Raw genomic sequence first — 20,837 nt, 5'->3', positions numbered from 1 at the left:
GATAGTTATTTATATCTTTCCATATAAATAAAAATCATTGCAAACAACAACACTTTTATACATCATAATTGCCTTATTATTAGCTATATCAGTAGCGTATTTTCAATATTATTATAAAGCAAAAAACAGAAGAAAAGTTACTATTTTACTTTTTGTACTAAAAGCATTGAGTTTTTTTTTGCTACTATTATTATTTATCAATCCTACAATTGAAAAAACGACTTTAGTAAATACAAAACCAACACTAACAGTTTTGGTAGATAACTCTAAATCAGTTTCTTTTTTTAAAGAGAATGAAACTGTAAAAGAATTACTCAGTAATATTACCAATAACAAAGAATTGAATTCAAAGTTTGATGTAGAAACTTTTTCTTTCGGAAGTCAATTGAATGTTCTAGATTCACTTTCATTTAATAATACTGATACCAACATTTATGCTGCAATTTCATCTGTAAATGACTTAAATAAAGATAAAAATGCTCCTATAGTTATTATTTCCGATGGAAACCAAACTATTGGAAACGATTATGAATATACAAATTCTAAACAATCTATTTATCCTGTTGTTGTTGGAGATACAACCAAATACAAAGATTTAAAAATAACGCAGTTAAACGTAAATAAGTTTAGTTATATCAAAAATAAATTTCCTGTAGAAGTAATTCTGAATTATGAAGGAGAAGAAACTGTAAAAAGTAGATTTTCGATTTTTGGTAATGGTAAAACTGTTTTTTCTGAAAATATTACATTTTCTAAAGTAGAAAACTCTAAAACAATCACAACTAATTTAACGTCAATTAAAGAAGGTGTAAATTATTACACTGCAAATATTCAAAAAATTGATGGTGAAAAAAACACTAAAAATAATTCCAAAAGCTTTTCTATTGAAGTAATTAATGAACAAACAAAAGTACTCATTTTAACGTCGGTTTTACACCCAGATATTGGTACGTTAAAAAAAGCAATAGAAAGTAATAAGCAACGCTCTGTAGATATTCAATATATTGATAAATTTAATAATCAAATTAATGATTATCAATTAATTGTGTTGTACCAACCAAACAATAGCTTTAATGCTATTTTAAATCAAGTTATTGAAAATAATTCTAATTTTTTAGTGATGTCTGGAGTAAATACAGATTGGAATTTTTTAAATAAAAAACAGTTAGGGTTTTCAAAAAAAGTGATTAATCAAACTGAAAATTATGGGGCTAATTATAATGAATCATTCTTAACTTTTTTCCAAAAAGATATTGGTTTCAATGATTTTCCACCGTTAAAAGATAAATTTGGTGAAATTAGTTTTTCAAAAGATCATCAAGATTTACTGTTACAAAATATTAATGGAGTTCAAATTCAACAACCATTACTTTCTGTTTTAGAACAGAACAATCAAAAAACAGCCGTTTTATTTGGAGAAGGAGTATGGAAATGGCGATCATCGAGTTTCATAAGTACCAATTCTTTTCAAGATTTTGATCAATTTATTGGAAACATTGTGCAATATCTAGCATCAAAGAAAAAAAGAAACCGTTTAGAAGTAAATGTCGAAAATTTATATCCAGCAAATTCAAATATTAATATTTCTGCTTTTTATGTTGATAAAAATTACATTTTTGATGATAGAGCTTCTTTAGAGGTTACAATTACTAATAAAGAAACTAAAAAAGTGACAAAGCTTCCTTTTTCTTTAATCAATAAATCATACCAAACAACAATTGAAAGTTTGCCATCAGGAGATTACAGCTATAAGGTTACAGTTATGGGGCAAAACGTATCAAAATATGGTGAATTTAAAATAACAAATTACCAAGTTGAAGAGCAATTTACAAATGCAAATGTTCAAAAACTTGCTAAATTAGCTGATAAAACAGGAGGTAAGTTGTATTTCAAAAATCAAATGACAACTCTTTCAGAAGATTTATTATCAAACAAAAAATATTTTACAACACAAAAATCTGTAGCTAAAGAAGAAAATTTAATTGATTGGAAATGGATTTTGTTTTTTATAATTGGCTTACTAACTACAGAATGGTTTATTAGAAAATATTACGGAAAAATTTAATTTAAAATAAATTTGTTACATCCTTTTGCTGAATCAAAATTTATAAAAATTAGAGAATTCGTAATTGTTTTATATTTCATATTAATTCATATTTAAAGCTTTTAAGCTCTTTTAAATATTGTGAGTATATACATTGTGTTTGACAAGTTTAAATCGTAAATTTGATAAAATTTAAATATAAAAACAATGGCAACAAGACAACCTGAAATTAATTTTCCTAAAGGTGGAGTATTATTTATTATAGCAGCAGTTTTATTAATTATTTTATTTTCTAAGTCCACAGTTACAATTGGTCCAGGAGAAGGAGGCGTTATTTTTGAAACATTAGGTGATGGAGTTAATACCGAAAAAACATATGGCGAAGGATTTCATATTGTAGCTCCTTGGAACAGAATGATTGTAAGAAAAGTACGACAACAATCTATTACAGATGAAATGAACGTACTTTCTGTAAACGGTTTAGAAGTTAAAGTAAGTGGAACTATTTGGTATGAACCAGAATTTTCAAATTTAGGATTGTTAATTAAAACAAAAGGAGAAGATTACGAACGTGAATTATTAGATCCAGCAATTAATGCAGCAGCAAGAAGTATTTTTGGACGTTATACACCAGAGCAATTGTATTCATCTAAAAGAGACGTGATTGAGCAAGAAATATTAGACGAAGTTCAAAACGTTTTAAAAGATCAATACTTATCCGTAAAAAGAGTTTTGGTTGAAGATGTAAAACTACCAAGTACAATTAGAATTGCAATTGAAACAAAATTAAAGCAAGAGCAAGAATCTTTAGAATATGAATTTAGACTGTCAAAAGCTAAAAAAGAAGCAGAAAGACAAAAAATTGATGCAGAAGGTAAAGCTGTTGCAAACAAAATTTTAAGTGCATCTTTAACTGAAAAAATATTACAAGAAAAAGGTATTGATGCAACTTTAGAGTTATCTAAGTCACCAAATAGTAAAGTAATTGTTATTGGTTCTGGTAAAGATGGATTGCCAATTATTTTAGGAAATCAATAAAAATAAAATTTAATTATAGACTAAAAAATCCAGCATTTGCTGGATTTTTTAGTTTTAAGAAAGTTTATAATTAAAAATCCTAAAATTCTGTTAAACAAAAAATAACCTGTAACGATTTTGTTTTGTTTTCGTCATATAGATGTAAGAAAATAAAAATCAATAACATGAAATCAATACAAACCACAGAAACAGAAAATAAGAGAACAAATTCATCAGAAATAGTTCAATCTAAGAGATATACTTGGAACACAAGAAGAAAGTATAACTACAAATATGTTACAACCGTATTTTAGTTATTAGTTAGTTTTTAATAGTTGATCAAGGTCAGAAGCGAAAGTTTCTGGCCTTTTTCAATTTAAACAATAAAGGTGATGTAGATATTTTTTTAAAAGAAATTAAAACTAATTTTTTTCAGGAATTTTATCTCTTTTAATTTTTCCTTTCTTTAAAGCTTTGTAGTTCTCATAACAATCTAAAATAGCTTCAATAAGTTGTAAGTCAGATGCCTTTTTAATAAAATATTCAGAGTAATTACAATCAGATAATAAGTCCGAAAGCTCTTGTCTGTCCATTTCCAAATATTCCATCATTACTTCTCTGTCAAATTTACCTGCAAGCATTTTACGTAAATCGTCTTCTTTTTTTAATTTTTGAAGTTTCTTTAATTGTTTTGGTTTATCACCAAAAAGATTATACAGAAAATCTACTGGTTGAAACAACGCAGCAATAGGAGATGAGAAGTTTTTAGCTCTTGGTTTACCAACTTCATAAGTTTGTGGCAAGCCATTGATATGAATTCTTGTAAAACGATCTTTAGGTACTTGTTTTACATCAATTTCTAAAACACCTATTAATTTGGTCGATTTTATAACTACTTCTTTAACTTCTTCAGGTTTTTCATACAAAGCAATTTCAAGTTCATTTCCTTTTAATAGCTCATTTGTTACCTTTAATTTAATAGAAGAAAAGCCTAAGAATGATACTAAAATTGTATCGTTTACTCTTGTTGGAAGCTCAAAGAAACCATCTTCGTTAGTAATGGTTCCGTTTACAGAGTTCAAATTTAAAATATGCGCAGCACTTAAGGCTTTGTTGTTTTCAGCATGTACAACTTGTCCTTTTAAAGTTTTAATCTGTAAAGAGTCTTTTTGTGAAAAAATGCTTAAGCTAAACACAAAGCACAAAATAAATAGAGTTTTTTGCATGTTGCAATATTAATAATAATCTATTATAGTTTGGTTAATTATTTGTGAAAGAAGTTTTTTTAATGTAATAAAGTGCGCACGAGAAGATTCGAACTTCCACTTTCTTGCGAAAACAGCCCCCTCAAGGCTGCGCGTCTACCAATTTCGCCACGTGCGCATTATTTTAAAACAAAAAAGCTAAGCGCAAGCTTAACTTTTTTTGTGACCGGGCTGGGGCTCGAACCCAGGACCCTCTCCTTAAAAGGGAGATGCTCTACCAACTGAGCTACCAGGTCTTTTTCTTAAATCGGTTGCAAATATAACATCAATCATTGGAATTATTGCCATAATTTTGAATATTTTTTAACGATATTTGCTGAAATTCAATAAAAATGAAAATAATTCTTTTAGGTTACATGGCTTCAGGAAAATCTACCATTGGTAGAGAGCTTTCTAAAAAGCTGTATATGAATTTTATAGACTTAGACAACTACATTTCTGAGAAAGAAAAAATGAGTATTTCAGAAATATTTGAAAACAAAGGAGAAATATATTTTAGACGTATTGAAAACAATTATTTAAAAGAAATATTAAATTCTGAAGAAGATTTTGTACTTTCTTTGGGTGGAGGAACTCCTTGTTATGCAAATAATATGGATGTGATTTTGACATCTCAAGCAAAATCAATATATATCAAAGCCTCTATTGGAACTTTGGTAAGTAGATTGTTGAAAGAAAAAAGTGAAAGACCTTTAGTAGCAAATTTTGATGATGAAGAGTTAGCTGAATTTGTTGCAAAACACCTTTTCGAAAGAAGTTTTTTTTACCAACAAGCAAACTATGTATTAAATACAGATAATAAAGATTTACAAGAAGTTATTACAGAATTAAGAATTTTATTACACTAAATAAGCTTTGGCGTTGTTGTCTTTAAATTCAACATGAACATGTTCTTTTATAGATGTTGATAAAGAAATGCCTTTAAAATCTGCTTTTACAGGATATTTTTTATGATTTCTATTAACTAATACTGCTGTTTTAAAACGTTTTAAAGGAACGTCTAAAAAATGTTTAATTCCATAAATTAAAGTAGTTCCAGAGTTTAAAACATCATCTACCAATACCAAAGGTTTATTTTTATAATCTTCAACATTTAAAGAAGTTGAAACAGCACTTAAAGGTTTTTTCTTATTAATTAAAACCTCACAAATAGTTACTTTTAAAGTTGATATTTCTTTTAAGACGTCAACAATTTTAGTTGCTAAAACAAAACCATTACCAACAATACCAGCAATAATTACCTCTTTTTCAGCGCTATTGCTTTCATAAATTTGATATGCAATTCGTCTAATTTTTTGTTCAATTTGGGTATTGTTTAAAATAATATTTGTTGTTGTCATATTATAAATCTTCAGTTGTATCTTCTTGATAATTATCTATATCTCTTCTGTCTTTTTTAGTAGGCCTTCCAGTTCCTTTTTTTCGGTAATAATCTTTTGCAAATTTTAAAAGGGCTGTTTTTTCAAACTCTTCTTTCGGAGTTACATCTTTTCTGTATTGATCTACCAATTTTGCGCCAACTCTACTTTCAGGTAAATTTAAAACTTTAATTTGATAGTTAATTTGGTTTTTACGAATTACTAATAGTTCACCACCAAAAACTTCTTTAGAGGGTTTTAAATTGTTTCCATCAATCTTTACATGTCCTTTTTTACAAGCTGTAGTTGCTAAACTTCTTGTTTTAAAAATACGAATACACCACAAATATTTATCAATTCTCATAAAAAAAGTTAAAATATACTGTTTGTCTTTTTACAAAGGTATAAAAATGGTAAATTGCAGGCTTAAATTTTAAGGTTAAAATGAATAAAATAAAAAATATTTTTGCGCTTTTAATATTAACGGTAGTTGTATTGCTTTCTTGTGATGATGATAGAGGTTTTACAAATCCGTTTGCAGATATTAATTATGAAGATTTGGCAATGTCTGATAATGATTCCATTGTTAAATTTTTAAAAAATAATTATTACGATTATAGTGTAGACTCTGTAAAAACTTTAATTGCAGGTCAAACATCTTTATTTGATGATCAAGATAAATTAAAAACAATAAAGGTAATATCTAATGATATAGAACATACGTTATATGCGTATGTGGCATCTCAAGGTGACTCTGGGGCAGATCCTGACAAAGGATTTCCAACAATTGTAGATTCTGTTTTGGTGAAATATTCAGGTTTTGCGTTAAGAAATACAGAAATTTCATCTACAGATTTTGATAAAAATGAATCAGGAATTTGGTTTACTCTTGCAGGAGTAATTGAAGGTTGGACAAACAGTTTTCCAGAATTTAAAGGTGGTGAATTAAAAAAAGGTCCGAATGGAGGTACTTTTAATGGACCAATTACATATTTAAATGGAGGGAAAGGAGTTTTATTTATTCCTTCAGGTTTGGGGTATCCTTCTAGCAATCCAAACAATTTTAATAGTCCTTTAGTAAATACTAATTTGATTTTTTATGTAGAGTTATTAGATATTGTTCCAGATACAGATCATGATAATGATGGAACACCATCTATACAAGAAGATGCTGATGGTGATGGAGATCCAACAAATGACTTTAGTGACCCTAATAATCCTGGTTTACCAGATTATTTAAACCCAAACATAAAGTAAAAACTTAAGTTTATCGTAATAAAAAAAGACTCTTGAAAACAATCAAGAGTCTTTTTTTTAAGTAATTAAACTGTTTTATAGTTGTAAAGAAACTCCAAATATTATTTGGTTTGTTCTATTATCAACAGTAAAGTTTCCATTGTTTGATGCAAACTTAGCTTCGTTATCAGATAAACCTCTTTCCCAACGAACGTCAAGACCTAACTTACCAAACTCAACACCAAATCCCATTTGTAATCCAACAGAAAATTTATCAAATTCATCAGAAGATAAGTTGTTGAAACTAATGTTATCATCTATAATATATTGAAATGAAGGTCCAATAAATGCATTTGCAAATCCTAAGAATTTTTTACCTAATAAAACAGGTACATCTAATTTTTTAAATGAATAATCATTTGAGTTATTTTGCTCTTCAAATTCTGTTTTTACCTGAGTATAAACAAGTTCAGGTCTTAAATATAAACCTAAAATAGGTATTTTTCCTCTAAACCATAAACCAGCGTGAAAACCTGTTTTTGCACTTGCTCCATCTGCGATGTCGTTTGTAGCATTTTTAAAAGAGTCTTTTCCTGCATTATTGTAGTTAATACCACCTTTTAAACCAAAATTAATTTGGGCGTTAGAGGTTTGACTAAATGCAAAAGCCAAACACATTACTAAGATTACTTTTTTCATGTTTTTAATTTTTAAATTTATTTGTATTACTATTTTTAAACGAATTTATTTTCTAGAAATTACTTTTTTAACAGCTTTTACAACAGCAGCAGCATCTAAACCGTATTTTGCCATTAATTGATCTGGAGTTCCAGATTCACCAAAAGTATCATTAGTACCAACAAATTCTTGAACTGTTGGTGCATTTAAAGACAATGTTCTTGCAACACTTTCACCTAAACCACCTATGATGTTATGTTCTTCAGCAGTAACAATACAACCTGTTTTTGCTACAGATTTTAAGATAATTTCTTCATCTAAAGGTTTTATTGTATGAATGTTTATTACTTCTGCAGAAATTCCTTCAGCTTCTAATTGTTCTGCAGCTTGTAAAGATTCCCATACTAAATGTCCTGTTGCAACAATAGTTACATCTGTACCTTCTGTTAATTGAATTCCTTTTCCAATTTCAAATTTTGCATCTTCTGGCATAAAAACTGGTACTTTTGGACGACCAAAACGCAAGTAAACAGGTCCATCATGATCTGCAATAGCTATAGTTGCTGCTTTTGTTTGATTGTAATCACAAGGGTTTATCACTGTCATTTCAGGTAACATTTTCATTAAACCAATGTCTTCTAAAATTTGGTGAGTTGCACCATCTTCACCTAGAGTTACACCTGCGTGAGATGCACAAATTTTTACATTTTTTCCTGAATATGCAACAGACTGTCTAATTTGGTCGTACACTCTTCCTGTAGAAAAGTTGGCAAATGTTCCTGTAAAAGGTATTTTTCCTCCAACAGTTAAACCAGCAGCTATACCAATCATATTTGCTTCTGCGATACCAACTTGAAAAAATCTTTCAGGGTTTTCTTTAATAAATTGATCCATTTTTAAAGAACCAATTAAATCTGCACATAAAGCAACTACGTTTGGGTTTGTTCTACCTAACTCTGTTAAACCATCTCCAAAACCAGAACGTGTATCTTTTTTTTCTGTATACGTGTATTTTTTCATTATAAAATTGTAAAAATGTTGTGTTGTATAATTTTGCGTAAAAATAAACTTTTATTTTACTTTAAAGAAAAGAAAAGCGAGAATAGAAAAAAGACTTTTTAACAGATTGTGAGGAAGTTTACTTTTACAACTCCATTAAAGCCTTGTAAAGTTTATGAACTGGCAAGCCTACCACATTAAAATAACTTCCTTCTATGCCATTAATAGCAATAAAACCAATCCATTCTTGTATGCCGTAAGCACCAGCTTTATCAAAAGGTTTGTAGTTTTGAATGTAATAATTTATTTCTTCATCTGTTAATTCTTTAAAAGAAACAGTTGTAATATCTGTAATTATTTTTTGATAATTTTTACTTTTAATACTAATAGATGTAATTACATCGTGCTTTTTGTTAGATAAACTGCGCAACATATCAAAAGCCTCAGTTTCATTTTTAGGTTTCCCTAAGGCTTTGTTATTTAACCAAACAATAGTATCTGATGTAATTAAAACGTCATTTTCTGATAAGTTTTCAAATTGTTTTGCTTTCAAATCTGCCAAAAACTCAGTAATTTCTTTTCCTTTTAGTTTTTTCGGATAAATTTCTTCAACTTCTTTTAATTGAATGGTAAAATCGATATCTAAGTCTTTGAAAAACTGTTGTCTTCTTGGTGATTTTGAAGCTAAAATTACATTGTAGTTTTTTAATTTTTCTCTTAACATTTATAAAACGGTAAATAATAACATGGATAATATACCAAATAACATAATAACTTTCATTAAATTACTTAGTTTAGAAAAGTCTTTTTTCTTTTCGGCTTTTATTAATAAGTACATAAAATAGAGTAGTGGTAATAGAATTAAAATAACTCCATAACTTAAAAACAAAAGTTTATTTTTTACATATTGTAAAATTATAATTAAAAAAACTACCAAAATACAGCTACAAAAAAAGGCTACTCTTGCAGCTCTTTTTCGCCCAAAAACAATTGGTAATGTTTTTGCTTTTATTTTTAAATCGCCATCTACATCTTCAATATCTTTTATAATTTCTCTTATAAATGTTGTAAGAAATGCGAATATTGAATATGATATTATTAAGTAATAAACTAAAATTCCTGAAGAAACTCCTCTAGTTGTATAATTTGTTTGAAAACTGTACACAAGCACAATTGTTAAACCACATAAAATAGACACTAATAAATTACCAATAAGAACTCTTTTTTTTAAAATGTAAGAGTATAAATAAAGACCTAAAATAGAAAAAGCAAAAATAAAAATACCAAAACTTGAATTTCTATTTATAGATAAAATGAAACCTAGAATAAAACCTATGAAAGTAAGTGTAAAGTAGCTTTTCCAAGCATTTTTTTTGGAAATTGTATTATCTATAAAAAGTTTTTTAGGTTTATTAACTTTATCAGTTTCAACATCAAAAATATCGTTTAAAATATAACCACCAGCAGAAATAAAAAGTACACTTAACGCTAAAATTATAAATTGATAATTTGTTAAGTATTTTGGTTTTACAATTGAATCAATCAATGCATATTTTGTTAAAACCATTGTTAGCAAAACCATGAAAAGGTTTTTGTAACGAATAAGTTTTAAAAAAGCAATCATCAAAAAAAATTATGAATTAAAACTTTTTTTAATTCGAGCTAAATTACGTTTTGAGTCACGATCTTTAATCACATTTCTTTTGTCATGGGTTTGTTTTCCTTTTGCCAAAGCAATTTCTAACTTAGCTAAACCCCTATCATTTATAAACAAACGTAAAGGCACAATTGTGTTTCCTTTTGCTTCTACATCTTTTTTTAAATTACGTAATTCACGTTTGTGCATAAGCAGTCTACGTTCACTTTTTGGTTTGTGGTTAAAATGATGCCCAAACATATATTCTTGAATATACATATTTACTATAAACAATTCTCCACGATCATTAAACTCACAAAAGCTTTCCGTAATTCTTGCTTGACTTTGTCTTATCGATTTTATTTCTGTTCCCGTCAATTGAATTCCAGCAATATATTTGTCTAGAATTTCATATTCGAAACGCGCTTTTTTATTTTTTATGTTGATGTTTTTCTGAACCATCAAAAAATCATTTTTTATTTTTAACAAAGATACATTTTTCAATTCGAGAAAGAAATGTAATTTTGAAATCTCTTTTAATACTTACAGAAACAAAATAATCAATGAGATATTTACCAATTGCCATTTTATTTTTAATAATTGCGTGTAAACCTGCTAAAAAAGAGTTGACAGCACAACAAATTATAGATAAAACAATAAAGTATTCAGGAGCAGATAAAGTAGCAAATTCAGAAATAAGTTTCACGTTTAGAGGCATAAACTACGCTGCTGTAAGAAATGATGGAAGTTTTAAGCTTTTTAGAAATTATAAAACAGATTCCACAACTGTAGATGAAGTTTTAACAAACATTGGATACGAAAAGTATGTAAATGCACAATCTGTTCAAGTGTCTGATACAATGATATCTAAATACAGTAACTCCATAAACTCTGTACATTATTTTTCGGTATTACCATTTGGTTTAAATGACAAAGCTGTTCGTAAAAAACTACTTAAACCATCAACCGTAAACGGAAAAGGATACCATAAAATAGAAATTACTTTTACTGAAGATGGAGGAGGAGAAGATTTTGAAGATGTTTTTATTTATTGGATTGGAAAAGATGATTTTTTAATTGATTACCTAGCATATGCTTATCACACAAATGGAGGTGGAAAACGCTTTCGTGTTTTAAAGGAACAGTGCGTAAAAAACGGAATTAGATTTGTAGATTATCACAATTACAAACCTTTAAACAAAAATATTAAACTAATAAATATTGATAAAGCTTTCGAAGAAAATCAGCTAGAAAAAGTATCTGAAATCGTTTTAAAAGATATTAACGTTACAATTTTAAAGTAATTTTTTATGGAGCTATTTCCAGCTTTCAGCACTCGCTTTTTTTGCCAAAAAAATGGCAAAAAAGAGCTCAAACAAATGCTTCAATCTGGGCTACACTTGTTCGCTATCAAATAGAAAATTAAAAAGGTTTTCTTAATTTTAAAATATGTCAAAAAAACAACTTATAACTAAACAATTAGAAGATTTTTACAACAAAGCTTCCGAAGAAACTCGTTTAGATTCTGGTATGGGCTTTTTCGAATTTGAGCGCATTAAATCTTTAATTGAAAGGCATATTAAAAAACCAAATTCAACCATTATAGATGTTGGTGGAGGCACAGGAAAATATAGTGAATGGCTTTCAGAAAAAGACCATAAAGTTCATTTGATAGAACCTGTAGAAAAACATATAAAATTAGCTAAAAAAAGAGCTGACAAGCTAAAAAATAAGTTTTCTGTAACTTTAGGCGAAAGTAGAAATTTACCGTACGAAAATGACATTGCAGATTTGGTAATTTTACACGGACCATTATATCATTTACAAAAAAAAGAAGATCGTTTACAAACCATTAATGAAGCTAAAAGGGTTTTAAAAAAAGGAGGAATCATTTTAGGATTTGCCATAAATTCTTCGGCATCTACAGTAGCTGGTTTAATGCAAGGTTTAATTCATAAAAAACCTTTTTTAGAAATGTGTAAAACCGAATTAACTTCCGGAATTCACAATCCTCCAAAAGAGTTTCCTTGGTTATTGGCAGACGGTTTTTATCACAAACCAAAACAATTAAAAAAAGAATTTACTACTCAAAACTTAGAAATAATAAATCTATTTGCTGTAGAAGGTATGATTTGGTTAGATAATGAGTATTTTGCTAATATGTTGAATCCGAAGAAAAAAGCAACTCTATTGGAATTATTAAAAACCACAGAATTAGACGAATCTGTGTTAGCTTTTAGTCCTCATATGATGTTGGTTGCAAGAAAGTAATTTATAACTTAAAAATCTTAGATAAAAAATTATTCAATTTTCTTTACTTCACTTTTTATTTCATCACCTTTAATGGTAACTATAAATAAGCTTGAATTATCATTATCAAATAAATCTTCATATTTATTTTCATCCAAAATTTTATTCGCAAAAGCAGGTGTTGTATTGCTGTGACCCACTATTAAAACTGTTTTACCTTTTGTTTCTTCCGCAAAATCATCTGAATACATATTTCTTGGATCGTATTTTAAAACCTGTAGGCCTTTACTTGTTGCTGTTGGAGTAGCAGTTTGTATGGTTCTGTTGTAGTTTGTTGAGTAAACAGCATCTAAATTAATGTTCTCAAAATAATTTACCCAATTTTGAGCTCTTTTTAAGCCATCTTCATTCAACTCTGGATTTCTGTTGGTTTTGTCTGTTCTATCTTTTTCTGCATGACGAATTAAATAATATGTTGTTGTTTCTTGAGAATTACAAGAGCTTAACAATCCAAAAGCAAATACAAATAAGAATAAAAATTTTTTCATGGCTATTGTTTTAATATGTACGAATATAGTTAAAAAACAAAAAGCGATATTTTTTAATATCGCTTTTTTAATTAAAAAGTTATTTAATTTTTTGCTTTTTGTAAAAGTCGTTTTTTAAAGAATCCATTTTTTTAAGCATTCTATCAATTTGTTGTTGATGTGATTTAAAGTTATTTTTAAAAAAATCATCTGTGTAAAAATCATTTTTCATAAATAAAGAATCTTGAAAAAAATGATTTCTGAAAAAAGAGTTATTTAAATTAAATTGTTCATCAAAATTATTTTTAAAATTTTTAAAGCTGCTTTTTTCTAAAATAGAATCTCCTTTAATGTTTGAATAAAAGCTAGTGTAAGTAGAGTCTATACGTACCAAATTACCATTTTCATCATATTGTTTATGAACTTTTATTTTTGTTTCTGGAACAATAGAATCTTTTTGAATTGCTCTACTGTTATTGCTGTTATTTTGACTTTGACAACTAAAAAAAGACAAAGTCAACAATAATAAAATTATTTTTTTCATGACTTTAATTTTTATAATTGAATAAAAAAGGCTGTTTAAGTTAACAACCTTTTTTAAGTTATTTCACCTCAATTAATTTAGCTGGTTTTGGTTTTGCTTCTTCTAATTTTGGAATGGTAATTTTTAATTCGCCATTTTTATATGAAGCACTAATTTTATCACTATCTACCACACCTTTAGGTAAGGTAAAACTTCTTTTAAATGACATGTAACTGTATTCTTTTCTAGTATAATTGTCATTTGAATTGTCTGTATTTGTTGTTTTTTCTGATGAGATTGTTAAAATATCATTGTCTAAATCAATTTTAAAATCTTTTTTATCCATACCAGGTACAGCAACATCAACAATAAAATCGTTTTCACTTTCTTTAATGTTTACAGCTGGCAAAGTTGTGTTTGTTTCAGAAAAATTTGACGTAGACCAATCTCTAAAAAAATCATTAAATACATTTGGTAAAATCGGTAAATCTTTACTTTTTAATAACATAATTTTACATTTTTTAGTTAAACATTAATTTTAATTACTACTATAAATGCAAACAAAATGCCAATTAAAAAAAAATGACATTTTTTCATATTTAAATAACTTTTTGACAGTTATGTATTTGGTTTTTAGGGCTATAAAAAAAAGTGATGCTTGTAAAAGCATCACTTTAATTAACTAAAAACTAACTTAAAATTATGGTTTTTCAACCAAATCTGATTGGTTTCTAAAAACCAATTTATCATCAAAAGCATCTAGTAAAATAATGCTATCTGTAGTAATTTTACCTGATAATATTTCTTTTGAAAGTTGATTTAAAACTTCTTTTTGAATAACTCTTTTTACAGGTCTTGCTCCAAATTCTGGTTGGTAACCTTTTTTAGCTAAATATTTTATAGCTTCATCTGTAGCATCTAACGTAATTTCTTGTTTTCCAATCATTTTCTTTAAATGCTCAATTTGTAATTTTACAATTTCAAAAATATCACTTTGTGTTAAAGGTGTAAACATAATTACATCATCAATTCTATTTAAAAACTCTGGTCTTACAGATTGTTTTAACAACCCTAACACTTCAATTTTTGCTAATTCTGTTACAGCTTCTAAATCTGCTTTTGGATCATTAAATTTTTCTTGAATTATATGACTTCCCATATTTGAAGTCATAATAATTATAGTGTTTTTAAAATCGGCAATTCTACCTTTATTATCTGTTAATCTACCTTCATCTAACACTTGCAATAAGATATTAAAAGTATCTGGATGTGCTTTTTCAATTTCATCTAAAAGCACAACAGAATATGGTCTTCTTCTTACAGCTTCTGTTAACTGTCCACCTTCATCATAACCTACATAACCTGGAGGCGCACCAACCAATCTACTTACTGCATGTTTTTCTTGATATTCACTCATATCAATTCTTGTCATTGCATTTTCATCATCAAATAAATATTCTGCTAAGGCTTTGGCTAACTCTGTTTTTCCAACTCCAGTAGTTCCTAAAAATAAGAAACTACCAATTGGTTTATTAGGGTTTTGTAACCCAGCTCTTGAGCGTCTTACAGCGTCTGAAACAGCAATAATTGCTTCTTCTTGACCAACAACTCTTTTATGCAATTGTTTTTCTAGTTTTAAAAGCTTTTCACGTTCAGACTGTATCATTTTTGTAACAGGTATTCCTGTCCATTTTGCAACAACTTCTGCAATATCATCTAAAGTAACTTCTTCTTTTATTAAAGATTTTTCGTTTTGATTTTTATTTAAAACTTTTTGAAATTCTTCTAATTTTTCTTGAGCTTGTTTAATTTTTCCGTAACGAATTTCTGCAACTTTACCGTAATCACCTTCACGTTCTGCTTTTTCAGCTTCAATTTTAAAGTTTTCTATATCCGACTTTGCATTTTGTATATTGTCTACAACCTCTTTTTCAGATTTCCATTTTGCATTAATTTCATTTCGTTCTTCTTTTAAATTAGCTAAATCTGATCGCAAAGATTTTAATTTTGTTTCGTCTTTTTCACGCTTAATGGCTTCTATTTCAATTTCTAATTGCATTACTTTACGATCTAAAACATCTAATTCTTCTGGTTTAGAATTAATCTCCATTCGTAATTTTGATGCAGCTTCGTCCATTAAATCAATCGCTTTATCTGGTAAAAATCTATTTGTAATATATCTTTGAGATAATTCTACAGCTCCAATAATGGCTTCGTCTTTAATACGAACTTTATGGTGTGTTTCATATTTTTCTTTAATACCTCTTAAAATAGAAATGGCACTTTCTGTATCTGGTTCATTTACTTGAACTTTCTGAAAACGACGTTCTAATGCTTTGTCTTTTTCAAAGTATTTTTGATATTCATCTAAAGTAGTAGCACCTATTGCACGTAATTCTCCACGAGCCAAAGCCGGTTTTAAAATATTTGCAGCATCCATGGCACCTTGTCCACCTCCAGCACCAACTAATGTGTGAATTTCATCAATAAACAAAACAATATCACCTTCTGATGTTGTGACCTCTTTAATTACAGCTTTTAAACGTTCTTCAAATTCTCCTTTGTATTTTGCACCAGCAATTAAAGCTCCCATGTCTAAAGAAAAAATGAGTTTATCTTTCAAATTTTCAGGTACATCACCATCTACAATTCTATGTGCTAAACCTTCTGCAATTGCGGTTTTACCAGTTCCTGGTTCACCTACTAAAATTGGGTTATTTTTGGTTCTACGTGATAAAATTTGTAATAATCTTCGAATTTCTTCATCTCTACCAATTACTGGGTCTAATTTTCCATCTTGAGCTAATTGATTTAAATTTTTAGCATATTTATTTAACGAATTGTATGTTTCTTCTTGAGATTGAGAAGTAACTCTTTCGCCTTTTCTAAGTTCATCAATAGCTGCTTTTAAATGTTTTTCTGTAACACCTTGATCTTTTAAAGCTTGCGCAATATTACTTTTTGATTTAAAAATTGCTAGAATTAAATGTTCTATAGAAACATAATCATCATTCATGCTTTTAGCAATTACTGCTGCTTCTGTTAATGTTTTACTGGCTTCTCTAGAAATCATTAACTCTGCACCTGTAACCTTAGGAAAACTTTCTAATTGTTTGTCTAAAATTTGAACAATAATATTGTTGTTAATATTTAATTTTTTTAATAGAAAAGGCAATACGTTCTCATCTACTTGAGTCAAAGCTTTAAAAATATGCTCATTTTCTATTTGATTATGACTAAAACCTTGCGCAATTTGTTGCGCCATTTGTATAGTCTCTTGTGATTTTGTAGTATAATTATTAAAATTCATTTTCTTTTTATTTTTTAAGAGCAATAGCTCTTTTTAAGTTGTGTTGTTTTTTTTATAATCGATTAAAAGCAAATTCAATACCAAAGGATAAATGATTTAAAAGCAAGCCATTTTGTCTTGTTAAGCGTTGTTGCTGCTGACTTTTTGGCAATTGAAAGTTTCATATATTTGTATCGACAAAGAATAAAAATTATTGAAATGGGGATATTTAATAGTATGTTTGGTGGAAAAGGAGAGAAGAAATCTACACCTGAAAAAAAGTCGTTTTTAAATTGGATTCCATTAACTACTTTAGAGCAATTAGATGAAATTAAAGCGCAGTCAAAAACTTCAACAGTTTTAATATTTAAACATTCTACTAGATGTGGCATTAGTAGTATGGTTATTAAGCAGTTTGAAAAATTATTCACTGAAGAACATCAAAACTTAAAAGTTTATTATTTAGATTTATTAAACTACAGAAATATTTCAGATGAAGTAGGTTATATCTTTCAAGTTATGCATCAATCTCCGCAATTAATTGTTGTTAAAAACGGTGTTTCTGTGCACAATGCCTCTCATTATGACATTACTCAAACGAATTTAACAAGATTTGTATAGCTAAATTTGGGAAAAACCTATTTTAAGTCTTACTTTTGTGTCTTAAAATTTTTAAAATTTTGGCAGAAACAAACACTTCACAAATAGTAGGTAAAGAATTATACGGATATCAAAAAGATGCTCTTCAAGAAATATTTAAACGCTTTGAAACAGCTCCTAAAGACTATCATTTATTATATCAGTTACCAACTGGAGGTGGAAAAACAGTAATATTTTCTGAAATCGTTAGGCGTTATCTAGAAACTTTTAAAAAGAAAGTTTTGGTTTTAACGCACAGAATTGAGCTAAGTAAACAAACCTCTAAGATGTTAGATGAGTTTGGTGTTACGAATAAAATAATCAATTCTACTGCAAAATTAGATGATCAAGAAGACTATAATTGCTTTGTAGCAATGGTAGAAACTTTGAAAAACAGACTTAATGATGAAAAATTAGATATTTCTGATATCGGTTTAGTTATTGTTGATGAGGCACACTACAATTCTTTCACTAAAATATTTAAATTTTTTGATGAATCTTTCATTTTAGGTGTTACAGCTACTCCTTTAAGCTCTAACATAAAATTACCAATGTATGAAAATTACCAAGAGCTGTTTGTTGGAGAATCTATTCAGCATTTAATAGAAAATGGTTATTTAGCAAAAGCAAATTTATACTCATATAATGTTGGTTTAACATCTTTAGAAGTTGGTGCAAATGGAGATTACACCGTTAAATCATCTGAAGATTTATACACAAATACAGACATGCTTACCAAATTGGTAAGTGCTTATGAAGAAACAGCAAAAGGCAAAAAAACACTTATTTTTAATAACGGAATTAACACATCTATTCAAGTATTTCACGCTTTTAAAAAAGCAGGATACCCAATTGCACATTTAGATAATACCAATACAAAAAAAGAACGTGAACTTATTTTAAGATGGTTTCACAAAACACCAAACGCTATCATAACCTCTGTAAGTATACTTACAACTGGTTTTGATGAACCAAGTATTGAAGCAATTATTTTAAACAGAGCAACAAAATCTTTAACATTGTACTATCAAATGATAGGACGTGGTTCTCGTATTTATGAAAACAGAACAGAATTTGATGTAATAGACTTAGGAAACAACTTTTATAGATTTGGACCTTGGGGAGCAGATTTAGACTGGCAAAAAATGTTTAGAGCGCCAGATTATTATTTAGATTCGATTCTTTCTGATGAAGATATTGAAAGTACTTTTAGATATGAGTTGCCAGCAGATGTTAAAAAAGAATTTGCAAAGGCTACAGATACTTATTTTGATATGAAAAAGGTTTATATCGAAACCATTAAGGCAGGAGAATCTTCTAAAAGAGTACTAGAAAAATCAATAGTGCACCATGCAAAAATGTGTATTGAAAATAGTGAAGATGTTTTTGATGCGCTAATTTTAGCAAAAATGTTGGGTGAAGAAATAGATGATCGTATCAACAGATATGCAAAATGTATTTCTAAAAGCACACACAATTTTGTTACTTGGTTAAAAGACGATTATAGGAAGAAATTAAATGCTTACTTGAGAGAAAATTTTGACGAAGACTTTGAAAAAATCCATGGATATCCTCCAGAAGATTAGTGTTTAAAAGAAAAAATGAAAGTGAAAATAATTTTCACTTTTTTTTTGTTTTTATTTTTTGTATTAAAAAAAAATATACATTTGCTTAACTTATTTAAGTAAAATGTTTAGTTTTTCTTATTTCGGAAGTACAACTTTTTTGGAGAGTAAAGTGTACACAGCATTTTGGAAATGCGACGAAAAAATTAAGGTTTCTCCTTCTTTTTACATAAAAGAACCAATGCAACGTTTCTCAAAGTTGCATGTTGTTTACATGAAATTTTTACAGTGATAATAACCTAAATTTATTGGTTAATTAATTTTATGCTAAAAAAATATACTTATTTTAGTGTAAATAAATTGTAATTGTAAAAATTTTAAAAATACAAGTGAATACTAAATACGCAGATTTAATAGATCAAACATTCTATTTTCCACAGGAAGAATTTAAAACAGAAAACAACAAACTTTTTTGGCATGGTATAAATTTAATGGATTTAATTGAAGAGTATGGCTCTCCAATAAAATTTACCTATTTACCTAAAATATCAGAAAATATAAACAGAGCCAAAGGTTGGTTCGAAAAAAGTTTTGAAAAACATAATTATAAAGGAAAATATTTTTATAGCTATTGTACTAAAAGTTCTCATTTTAAACATGTTTTAAATGAAGCTCTAAATAATGATATTCATATAGAAACATCTTCAGCCTTTGATATAGATATTGTTAATAGTCTAAAAAAAGAAGGAAAAATAAAAGACAATACATTTGTGATATGTAATGGTTTTAAAAGAGATCAATACATAAAAAATATTGGCACTTTAATAGAATCAGGACATAAAAACTGTATTCCTATTATTGATAATTATGAAGAACTACCATTAATTCAAAAAGAAACAAAAAAGAAATTTAAAGTTGGTATTCGAATCGCTTCTGAAGAAGAACCAAAGTTCGAATTTTATACGTCAAGATTGGGTATAGGTTATAAAAACATTGTATCATTTTATGAACGTGAAATAGCAGATAATAAACAAGTAGATTTAAAAATGCTACATTTTTTCATCAATACAGGTATTAAAGACAATGCCTATTATTGGAACGAATTAATGAAGTGTTTAAATGTATACATCAACTTGAAAAAAGTTTGTCCAACATTAGATAGTTTAAACATTGGTGGTGGTTTTCCTATAAAAAATTCATTAGCGTTTGATTACGATTATGAATATATGATTGATGAAATTACCAATCAAATCAAACAAGCTTGTGATGAGGCAGAAGTAGATGTACCAAATATTTTTACAGAGTTTGGTAGCTTTACAGTTGGCGAATCTGGAGCAGCGATTTACAAAGTTTTATATCAGAAAAAACAAAATGATAGAGAACGTTGGAATATGATAAACTCTTCATTTATTACAACATTACCAGATTCTTGGGCAATTAATAAACGTTTTATTATGTTGCCAATTAATAAATGGAATATGAAATACGAACGTGTTTTACTTGGTGGCTTAACTTGTGATAGTGATGATTACTACAATTCAGAGCAACATGTAAACGGAATTTATTTACCAGTTTATGAAAAAGAAAAACCTTTGTATATTGGTTTTTTTAATACAGGTGCATACCAAGAAACAATAGGTGGTTTTGGTGGATTACAACATTGTTTAATTCCAACTCCAAAACATCTATTAATCAATAAAGATGAAAATGGAAAATTTACCATTAAAGTTTTTAAAGAACAACAAAAAAGTAGCGAATTACTTTCTATTTTAGGATATTAAAAATAAAAAACAACAAGTGTAAACACTCAC

Annotated in this window: 22 protein-coding genes and 2 tRNA genes; 10 read left to right on the top strand and 14 right to left on the bottom strand. The window is 27.9% G+C overall.

The features are described from left to right. Positions 1-37: 37 nt before the first annotated feature. From FDT66_RS04805 to FDT66_RS14205, 3 genes are all read left to right on the top strand, one after another. Positions 38-2,065, top strand: a complete 2,028-nt coding sequence (locus tag FDT66_RS04805) for a VWA domain-containing protein (protein WP_246034764.1) — start codon at positions 38-40, stop codon at positions 2,063-2,065. Between the two features lie 186 nt (positions 2,066-2,251). Further along, positions 2,252-3,082 (top strand): prohibitin family protein, encoded by an 831-nt coding sequence (locus tag FDT66_RS04800; RefSeq protein WP_138535020.1) that lies wholly within the window; start codon positions 2,252-2,254, stop codon positions 3,080-3,082. A gap of 164 nt (positions 3,083-3,246) precedes the next feature. Continuing rightward, positions 3,247-3,375: a hypothetical protein gene (locus FDT66_RS14205; RefSeq protein WP_262709554.1), complete on the top strand. Its 129-nt coding sequence runs from the start codon at positions 3,247-3,249 to the stop codon at positions 3,373-3,375. A gap of 108 nt (positions 3,376-3,483) precedes the next feature. Here the strand turns inward: FDT66_RS14205 and FDT66_RS04795 are convergent, their stop codons facing one another. From FDT66_RS04795 to FDT66_RS04785, 3 genes are all read right to left on the bottom strand, one after another. Continuing rightward, on the bottom strand, positions 3,484-4,287 hold the full coding sequence (locus FDT66_RS04795) for a carboxypeptidase-like regulatory domain-containing protein (RefSeq protein ID WP_138535019.1): 804 nt from the start codon (positions 4,285-4,287) through the stop codon (positions 3,484-3,486). Between the two features lie 73 nt (positions 4,288-4,360). Further along, positions 4,361-4,444: transfer RNA gene (locus tag FDT66_RS04790), tRNA-Leu, on the bottom strand. A gap of 45 nt (positions 4,445-4,489) precedes the next feature. Further along, a tRNA-Lys gene (locus FDT66_RS04785) sits at positions 4,490-4,562 on the bottom strand. A 96-nt stretch (positions 4,563-4,658) separates the two neighbouring features. On the opposite strand from FDT66_RS04785, the gene FDT66_RS04780 reads away from it, so the two are divergent. Continuing rightward, positions 4,659-5,174 carry a shikimate kinase gene (locus FDT66_RS04780; RefSeq protein ID WP_138535018.1) on the top strand — a complete coding sequence of 172 codons (516 nt, stop codon included), beginning with the start codon at positions 4,659-4,661 and terminating at the stop codon, positions 5,172-5,174. On the opposite strand, the gene FDT66_RS04775 is transcribed toward FDT66_RS04780, so the two are convergent. Both FDT66_RS04775 and FDT66_RS04770 read right to left on the bottom strand, forming a co-directional pair. After that, on the bottom strand, positions 5,166-5,666 hold the full coding sequence (locus FDT66_RS04775) for a phosphoribosyltransferase domain-containing protein (protein WP_138535017.1): 501 nt from the start codon (positions 5,664-5,666) through the stop codon (positions 5,166-5,168). The two genes, FDT66_RS04780 and FDT66_RS04775, sit on opposite strands and share 9 nt — an antisense overlap. A 1-nt stretch (position 5,667) precedes the next feature. Further along, positions 5,668-6,048: an RNA-binding S4 domain-containing protein gene (locus FDT66_RS04770; protein ID WP_138535016.1), complete on the bottom strand. Its 381-nt coding sequence runs from the start codon at positions 6,046-6,048 to the stop codon at positions 5,668-5,670. Between the two features lie 80 nt (positions 6,049-6,128). Here FDT66_RS04770 and FDT66_RS04765 point away from each other — a divergent pair, with 80 nt between their 5' ends. Next, positions 6,129-6,941 (top strand): FKBP-type peptidyl-prolyl cis-trans isomerase, encoded by an 813-nt coding sequence (locus FDT66_RS04765; protein WP_138535015.1) that lies wholly within the window; start codon positions 6,129-6,131, stop codon positions 6,939-6,941. 75 nt (positions 6,942-7,016) lie between these two features. On the opposite strand, the gene FDT66_RS04760 is transcribed toward FDT66_RS04765, so the two are convergent. The 5 genes from FDT66_RS04760 to smpB all read right to left on the bottom strand — a co-directional run bounded on the left by FDT66_RS04760 (position 7,017) and on the right by smpB (position 10,695). After that, a complete protein-coding gene (locus tag FDT66_RS04760; protein WP_138535014.1) occupies positions 7,017-7,619 on the bottom strand; it encodes a porin family protein in 603 nt (200 codons plus the stop codon). 45 nt (positions 7,620-7,664) lie between these two features. Further along, positions 7,665-8,618 carry a transketolase family protein gene (locus FDT66_RS04755; RefSeq protein ID WP_138535013.1) on the bottom strand — a complete coding sequence of 318 codons (954 nt, stop codon included), beginning with the start codon at positions 8,616-8,618 and terminating at the stop codon, positions 7,665-7,667. Positions 8,619-8,742: 124 nt separating this feature from the next. Continuing rightward, positions 8,743-9,321 carry a Maf family nucleotide pyrophosphatase gene (locus tag FDT66_RS04750; RefSeq protein WP_138535012.1) on the bottom strand — a complete coding sequence of 193 codons (579 nt, stop codon included), beginning with the start codon at positions 9,319-9,321 and terminating at the stop codon, positions 8,743-8,745. Further along, positions 9,322-10,179 (bottom strand): geranylgeranylglycerol-phosphate geranylgeranyltransferase, encoded by an 858-nt coding sequence (locus tag FDT66_RS04745; RefSeq protein WP_171032314.1) that lies wholly within the window; start codon positions 10,177-10,179, stop codon positions 9,322-9,324. 51 nt (positions 10,180-10,230) lie between these two features. Continuing rightward, positions 10,231-10,695, bottom strand: a complete 465-nt coding sequence (gene smpB, locus FDT66_RS04740) for an SsrA-binding protein SmpB (protein ID WP_138535010.1) — start codon at positions 10,693-10,695, stop codon at positions 10,231-10,233. A 101-nt stretch (positions 10,696-10,796) separates the two neighbouring features. Between smpB and FDT66_RS04735 the strand changes: the two genes are divergently transcribed. After that, complete coding sequence (locus tag FDT66_RS04735; protein ID WP_138535009.1) at positions 10,797-11,537, top strand: DUF6503 family protein; 741 nt, start codon at positions 10,797-10,799, stop codon at positions 11,535-11,537. 145 nt (positions 11,538-11,682) lie between these two features. After that, positions 11,683-12,504 (top strand): class I SAM-dependent methyltransferase, encoded by an 822-nt coding sequence (locus tag FDT66_RS04730; RefSeq protein WP_138535008.1) that lies wholly within the window; start codon positions 11,683-11,685, stop codon positions 12,502-12,504. A gap of 29 nt (positions 12,505-12,533) precedes the next feature. Here FDT66_RS04730 and FDT66_RS04725 read toward each other — a convergent pair whose 3' ends face one another. From FDT66_RS04725 to clpB, 4 genes are all read right to left on the bottom strand, one after another. Next, positions 12,534-13,031 (bottom strand): SixA phosphatase family protein, encoded by a 498-nt coding sequence (locus FDT66_RS04725; protein ID WP_138535007.1) that lies wholly within the window; start codon positions 13,029-13,031, stop codon positions 12,534-12,536. A gap of 79 nt (positions 13,032-13,110) precedes the next feature. Continuing rightward, the gene (locus tag FDT66_RS04720; protein ID WP_138535006.1) at positions 13,111-13,554 is read right to left on the bottom strand and encodes a hypothetical protein; all 444 of its coding nucleotides are present in this window, start codon (positions 13,552-13,554) and stop codon (positions 13,111-13,113) included. Positions 13,555-13,612: 58 nt separating this feature from the next. After that, the gene (locus FDT66_RS04715; protein WP_138535005.1) at positions 13,613-14,041 is read right to left on the bottom strand and encodes an Hsp20/alpha crystallin family protein; all 429 of its coding nucleotides are present in this window, start codon (positions 14,039-14,041) and stop codon (positions 13,613-13,615) included. Between the two features lie 192 nt (positions 14,042-14,233). Continuing rightward, positions 14,234-16,843 (bottom strand): ATP-dependent chaperone ClpB, encoded by a 2,610-nt coding sequence (gene clpB / locus FDT66_RS04710; protein WP_138535004.1) that lies wholly within the window; start codon positions 16,841-16,843, stop codon positions 14,234-14,236. 198 nt (positions 16,844-17,041) lie between these two features. Between clpB and ytxJ the strand changes: the two genes are divergently transcribed. The 3 genes from ytxJ to FDT66_RS04695 all read left to right on the top strand — a co-directional run bounded on the left by ytxJ (position 17,042) and on the right by FDT66_RS04695 (position 20,807). Continuing rightward, positions 17,042-17,443 (top strand): bacillithiol system redox-active protein YtxJ, encoded by a 402-nt coding sequence (ytxJ, locus tag FDT66_RS04705; protein ID WP_138535003.1) that lies wholly within the window; start codon positions 17,042-17,044, stop codon positions 17,441-17,443. Between the two features lie 59 nt (positions 17,444-17,502). Then, complete coding sequence (locus FDT66_RS04700) at positions 17,503-19,047, top strand: DEAD/DEAH box helicase (RefSeq protein ID WP_138535002.1); 1,545 nt, start codon at positions 17,503-17,505, stop codon at positions 19,045-19,047. A gap of 368 nt (positions 19,048-19,415) precedes the next feature. Continuing rightward, the gene (locus tag FDT66_RS04695) at positions 19,416-20,807 is read left to right on the top strand and encodes an arginine decarboxylase (RefSeq protein WP_138535001.1); all 1,392 of its coding nucleotides are present in this window, start codon (positions 19,416-19,418) and stop codon (positions 20,805-20,807) included. Positions 20,808-20,837 lie beyond the last annotated feature (30 nt).

Origin of the sequence: Polaribacter aestuariivivens (genome assembly GCF_005885675.1) — a bacterium.
Classification (GTDB): domain Bacteria; phylum Bacteroidota; class Bacteroidia; order Flavobacteriales; family Flavobacteriaceae; genus Polaribacter; species Polaribacter aestuariivivens.
The sequence above is the reverse complement of the archived record's forward strand: the minus strand, read 5'-3'. Positions and strand labels throughout refer to the sequence as shown.

Excerpts from the sequence above, each read along its gene's own strand:
- FDT66_RS04800 (WP_138535020.1), top strand. The coding sequence starts at position 2,252 with ATGGCAACAAGACAACCTGAAATTAATTTTCCTAAAGGTGGAGTATTA.
- FDT66_RS14205 (WP_262709554.1), top strand. The coding sequence starts at position 3,247 with ATGAAATCAATACAAACCACAGAAACAGAAAATAAGAGAACAAATTCA.
- FDT66_RS04795 (WP_138535019.1), bottom strand. The coding sequence starts at position 4,287 with ATGCAAAAAACTCTATTTATTTTGTGCTTTGTGTTTAGCTTAAGCATT.
- FDT66_RS04780 (WP_138535018.1), top strand. The coding sequence starts at position 4,659 with ATGAAAATAATTCTTTTAGGTTACATGGCTTCAGGAAAATCTACCATT.
- FDT66_RS04775 (WP_138535017.1), bottom strand. The coding sequence starts at position 5,666 with ATGACAACAACAAATATTATTTTAAACAATACCCAAATTGAACAAAAA.
- FDT66_RS04770 (WP_138535016.1), bottom strand. The coding sequence starts at position 6,048 with ATGAGAATTGATAAATATTTGTGGTGTATTCGTATTTTTAAAACAAGA.
- FDT66_RS04765 (WP_138535015.1), top strand. The coding sequence starts at position 6,129 with ATGAATAAAATAAAAAATATTTTTGCGCTTTTAATATTAACGGTAGTT.
- FDT66_RS04760 (WP_138535014.1), bottom strand. The coding sequence starts at position 7,619 with ATGAAAAAAGTAATCTTAGTAATGTGTTTGGCTTTTGCATTTAGTCAA.
- FDT66_RS04755 (WP_138535013.1), bottom strand. The coding sequence starts at position 8,618 with ATGAAAAAATACACGTATACAGAAAAAAAAGATACACGTTCTGGTTTT.
- FDT66_RS04750 (WP_138535012.1), bottom strand. The coding sequence starts at position 9,321 with ATGTTAAGAGAAAAATTAAAAAACTACAATGTAATTTTAGCTTCAAAA.
- FDT66_RS04745 (WP_171032314.1), bottom strand. The coding sequence starts at position 10,179 with ATGGTTTTGCTAACAATGGTTTTAACAAAATATGCATTGATTGATTCA.
- smpB (WP_138535010.1), bottom strand. The coding sequence starts at position 10,695 with ATGGTTCAGAAAAACATCAACATAAAAAATAAAAAAGCGCGTTTCGAA.
- FDT66_RS04735 (WP_138535009.1), top strand. The coding sequence starts at position 10,797 with ATGAGATATTTACCAATTGCCATTTTATTTTTAATAATTGCGTGTAAA.
- FDT66_RS04730 (WP_138535008.1), top strand. The coding sequence starts at position 11,683 with ATGTCAAAAAAACAACTTATAACTAAACAATTAGAAGATTTTTACAAC.
- FDT66_RS04725 (WP_138535007.1), bottom strand. The coding sequence starts at position 13,031 with ATGAAAAAATTTTTATTCTTATTTGTATTTGCTTTTGGATTGTTAAGC.
- FDT66_RS04720 (WP_138535006.1), bottom strand. The coding sequence starts at position 13,554 with ATGAAAAAAATAATTTTATTATTGTTGACTTTGTCTTTTTTTAGTTGT.
- FDT66_RS04715 (WP_138535005.1), bottom strand. The coding sequence starts at position 14,041 with ATGTTATTAAAAAGTAAAGATTTACCGATTTTACCAAATGTATTTAAT.
- clpB (WP_138535004.1), bottom strand. The coding sequence starts at position 16,843 with ATGAATTTTAATAATTATACTACAAAATCACAAGAGACTATACAAATG.
- ytxJ (WP_138535003.1), top strand. The coding sequence starts at position 17,042 with ATGGGGATATTTAATAGTATGTTTGGTGGAAAAGGAGAGAAGAAATCT.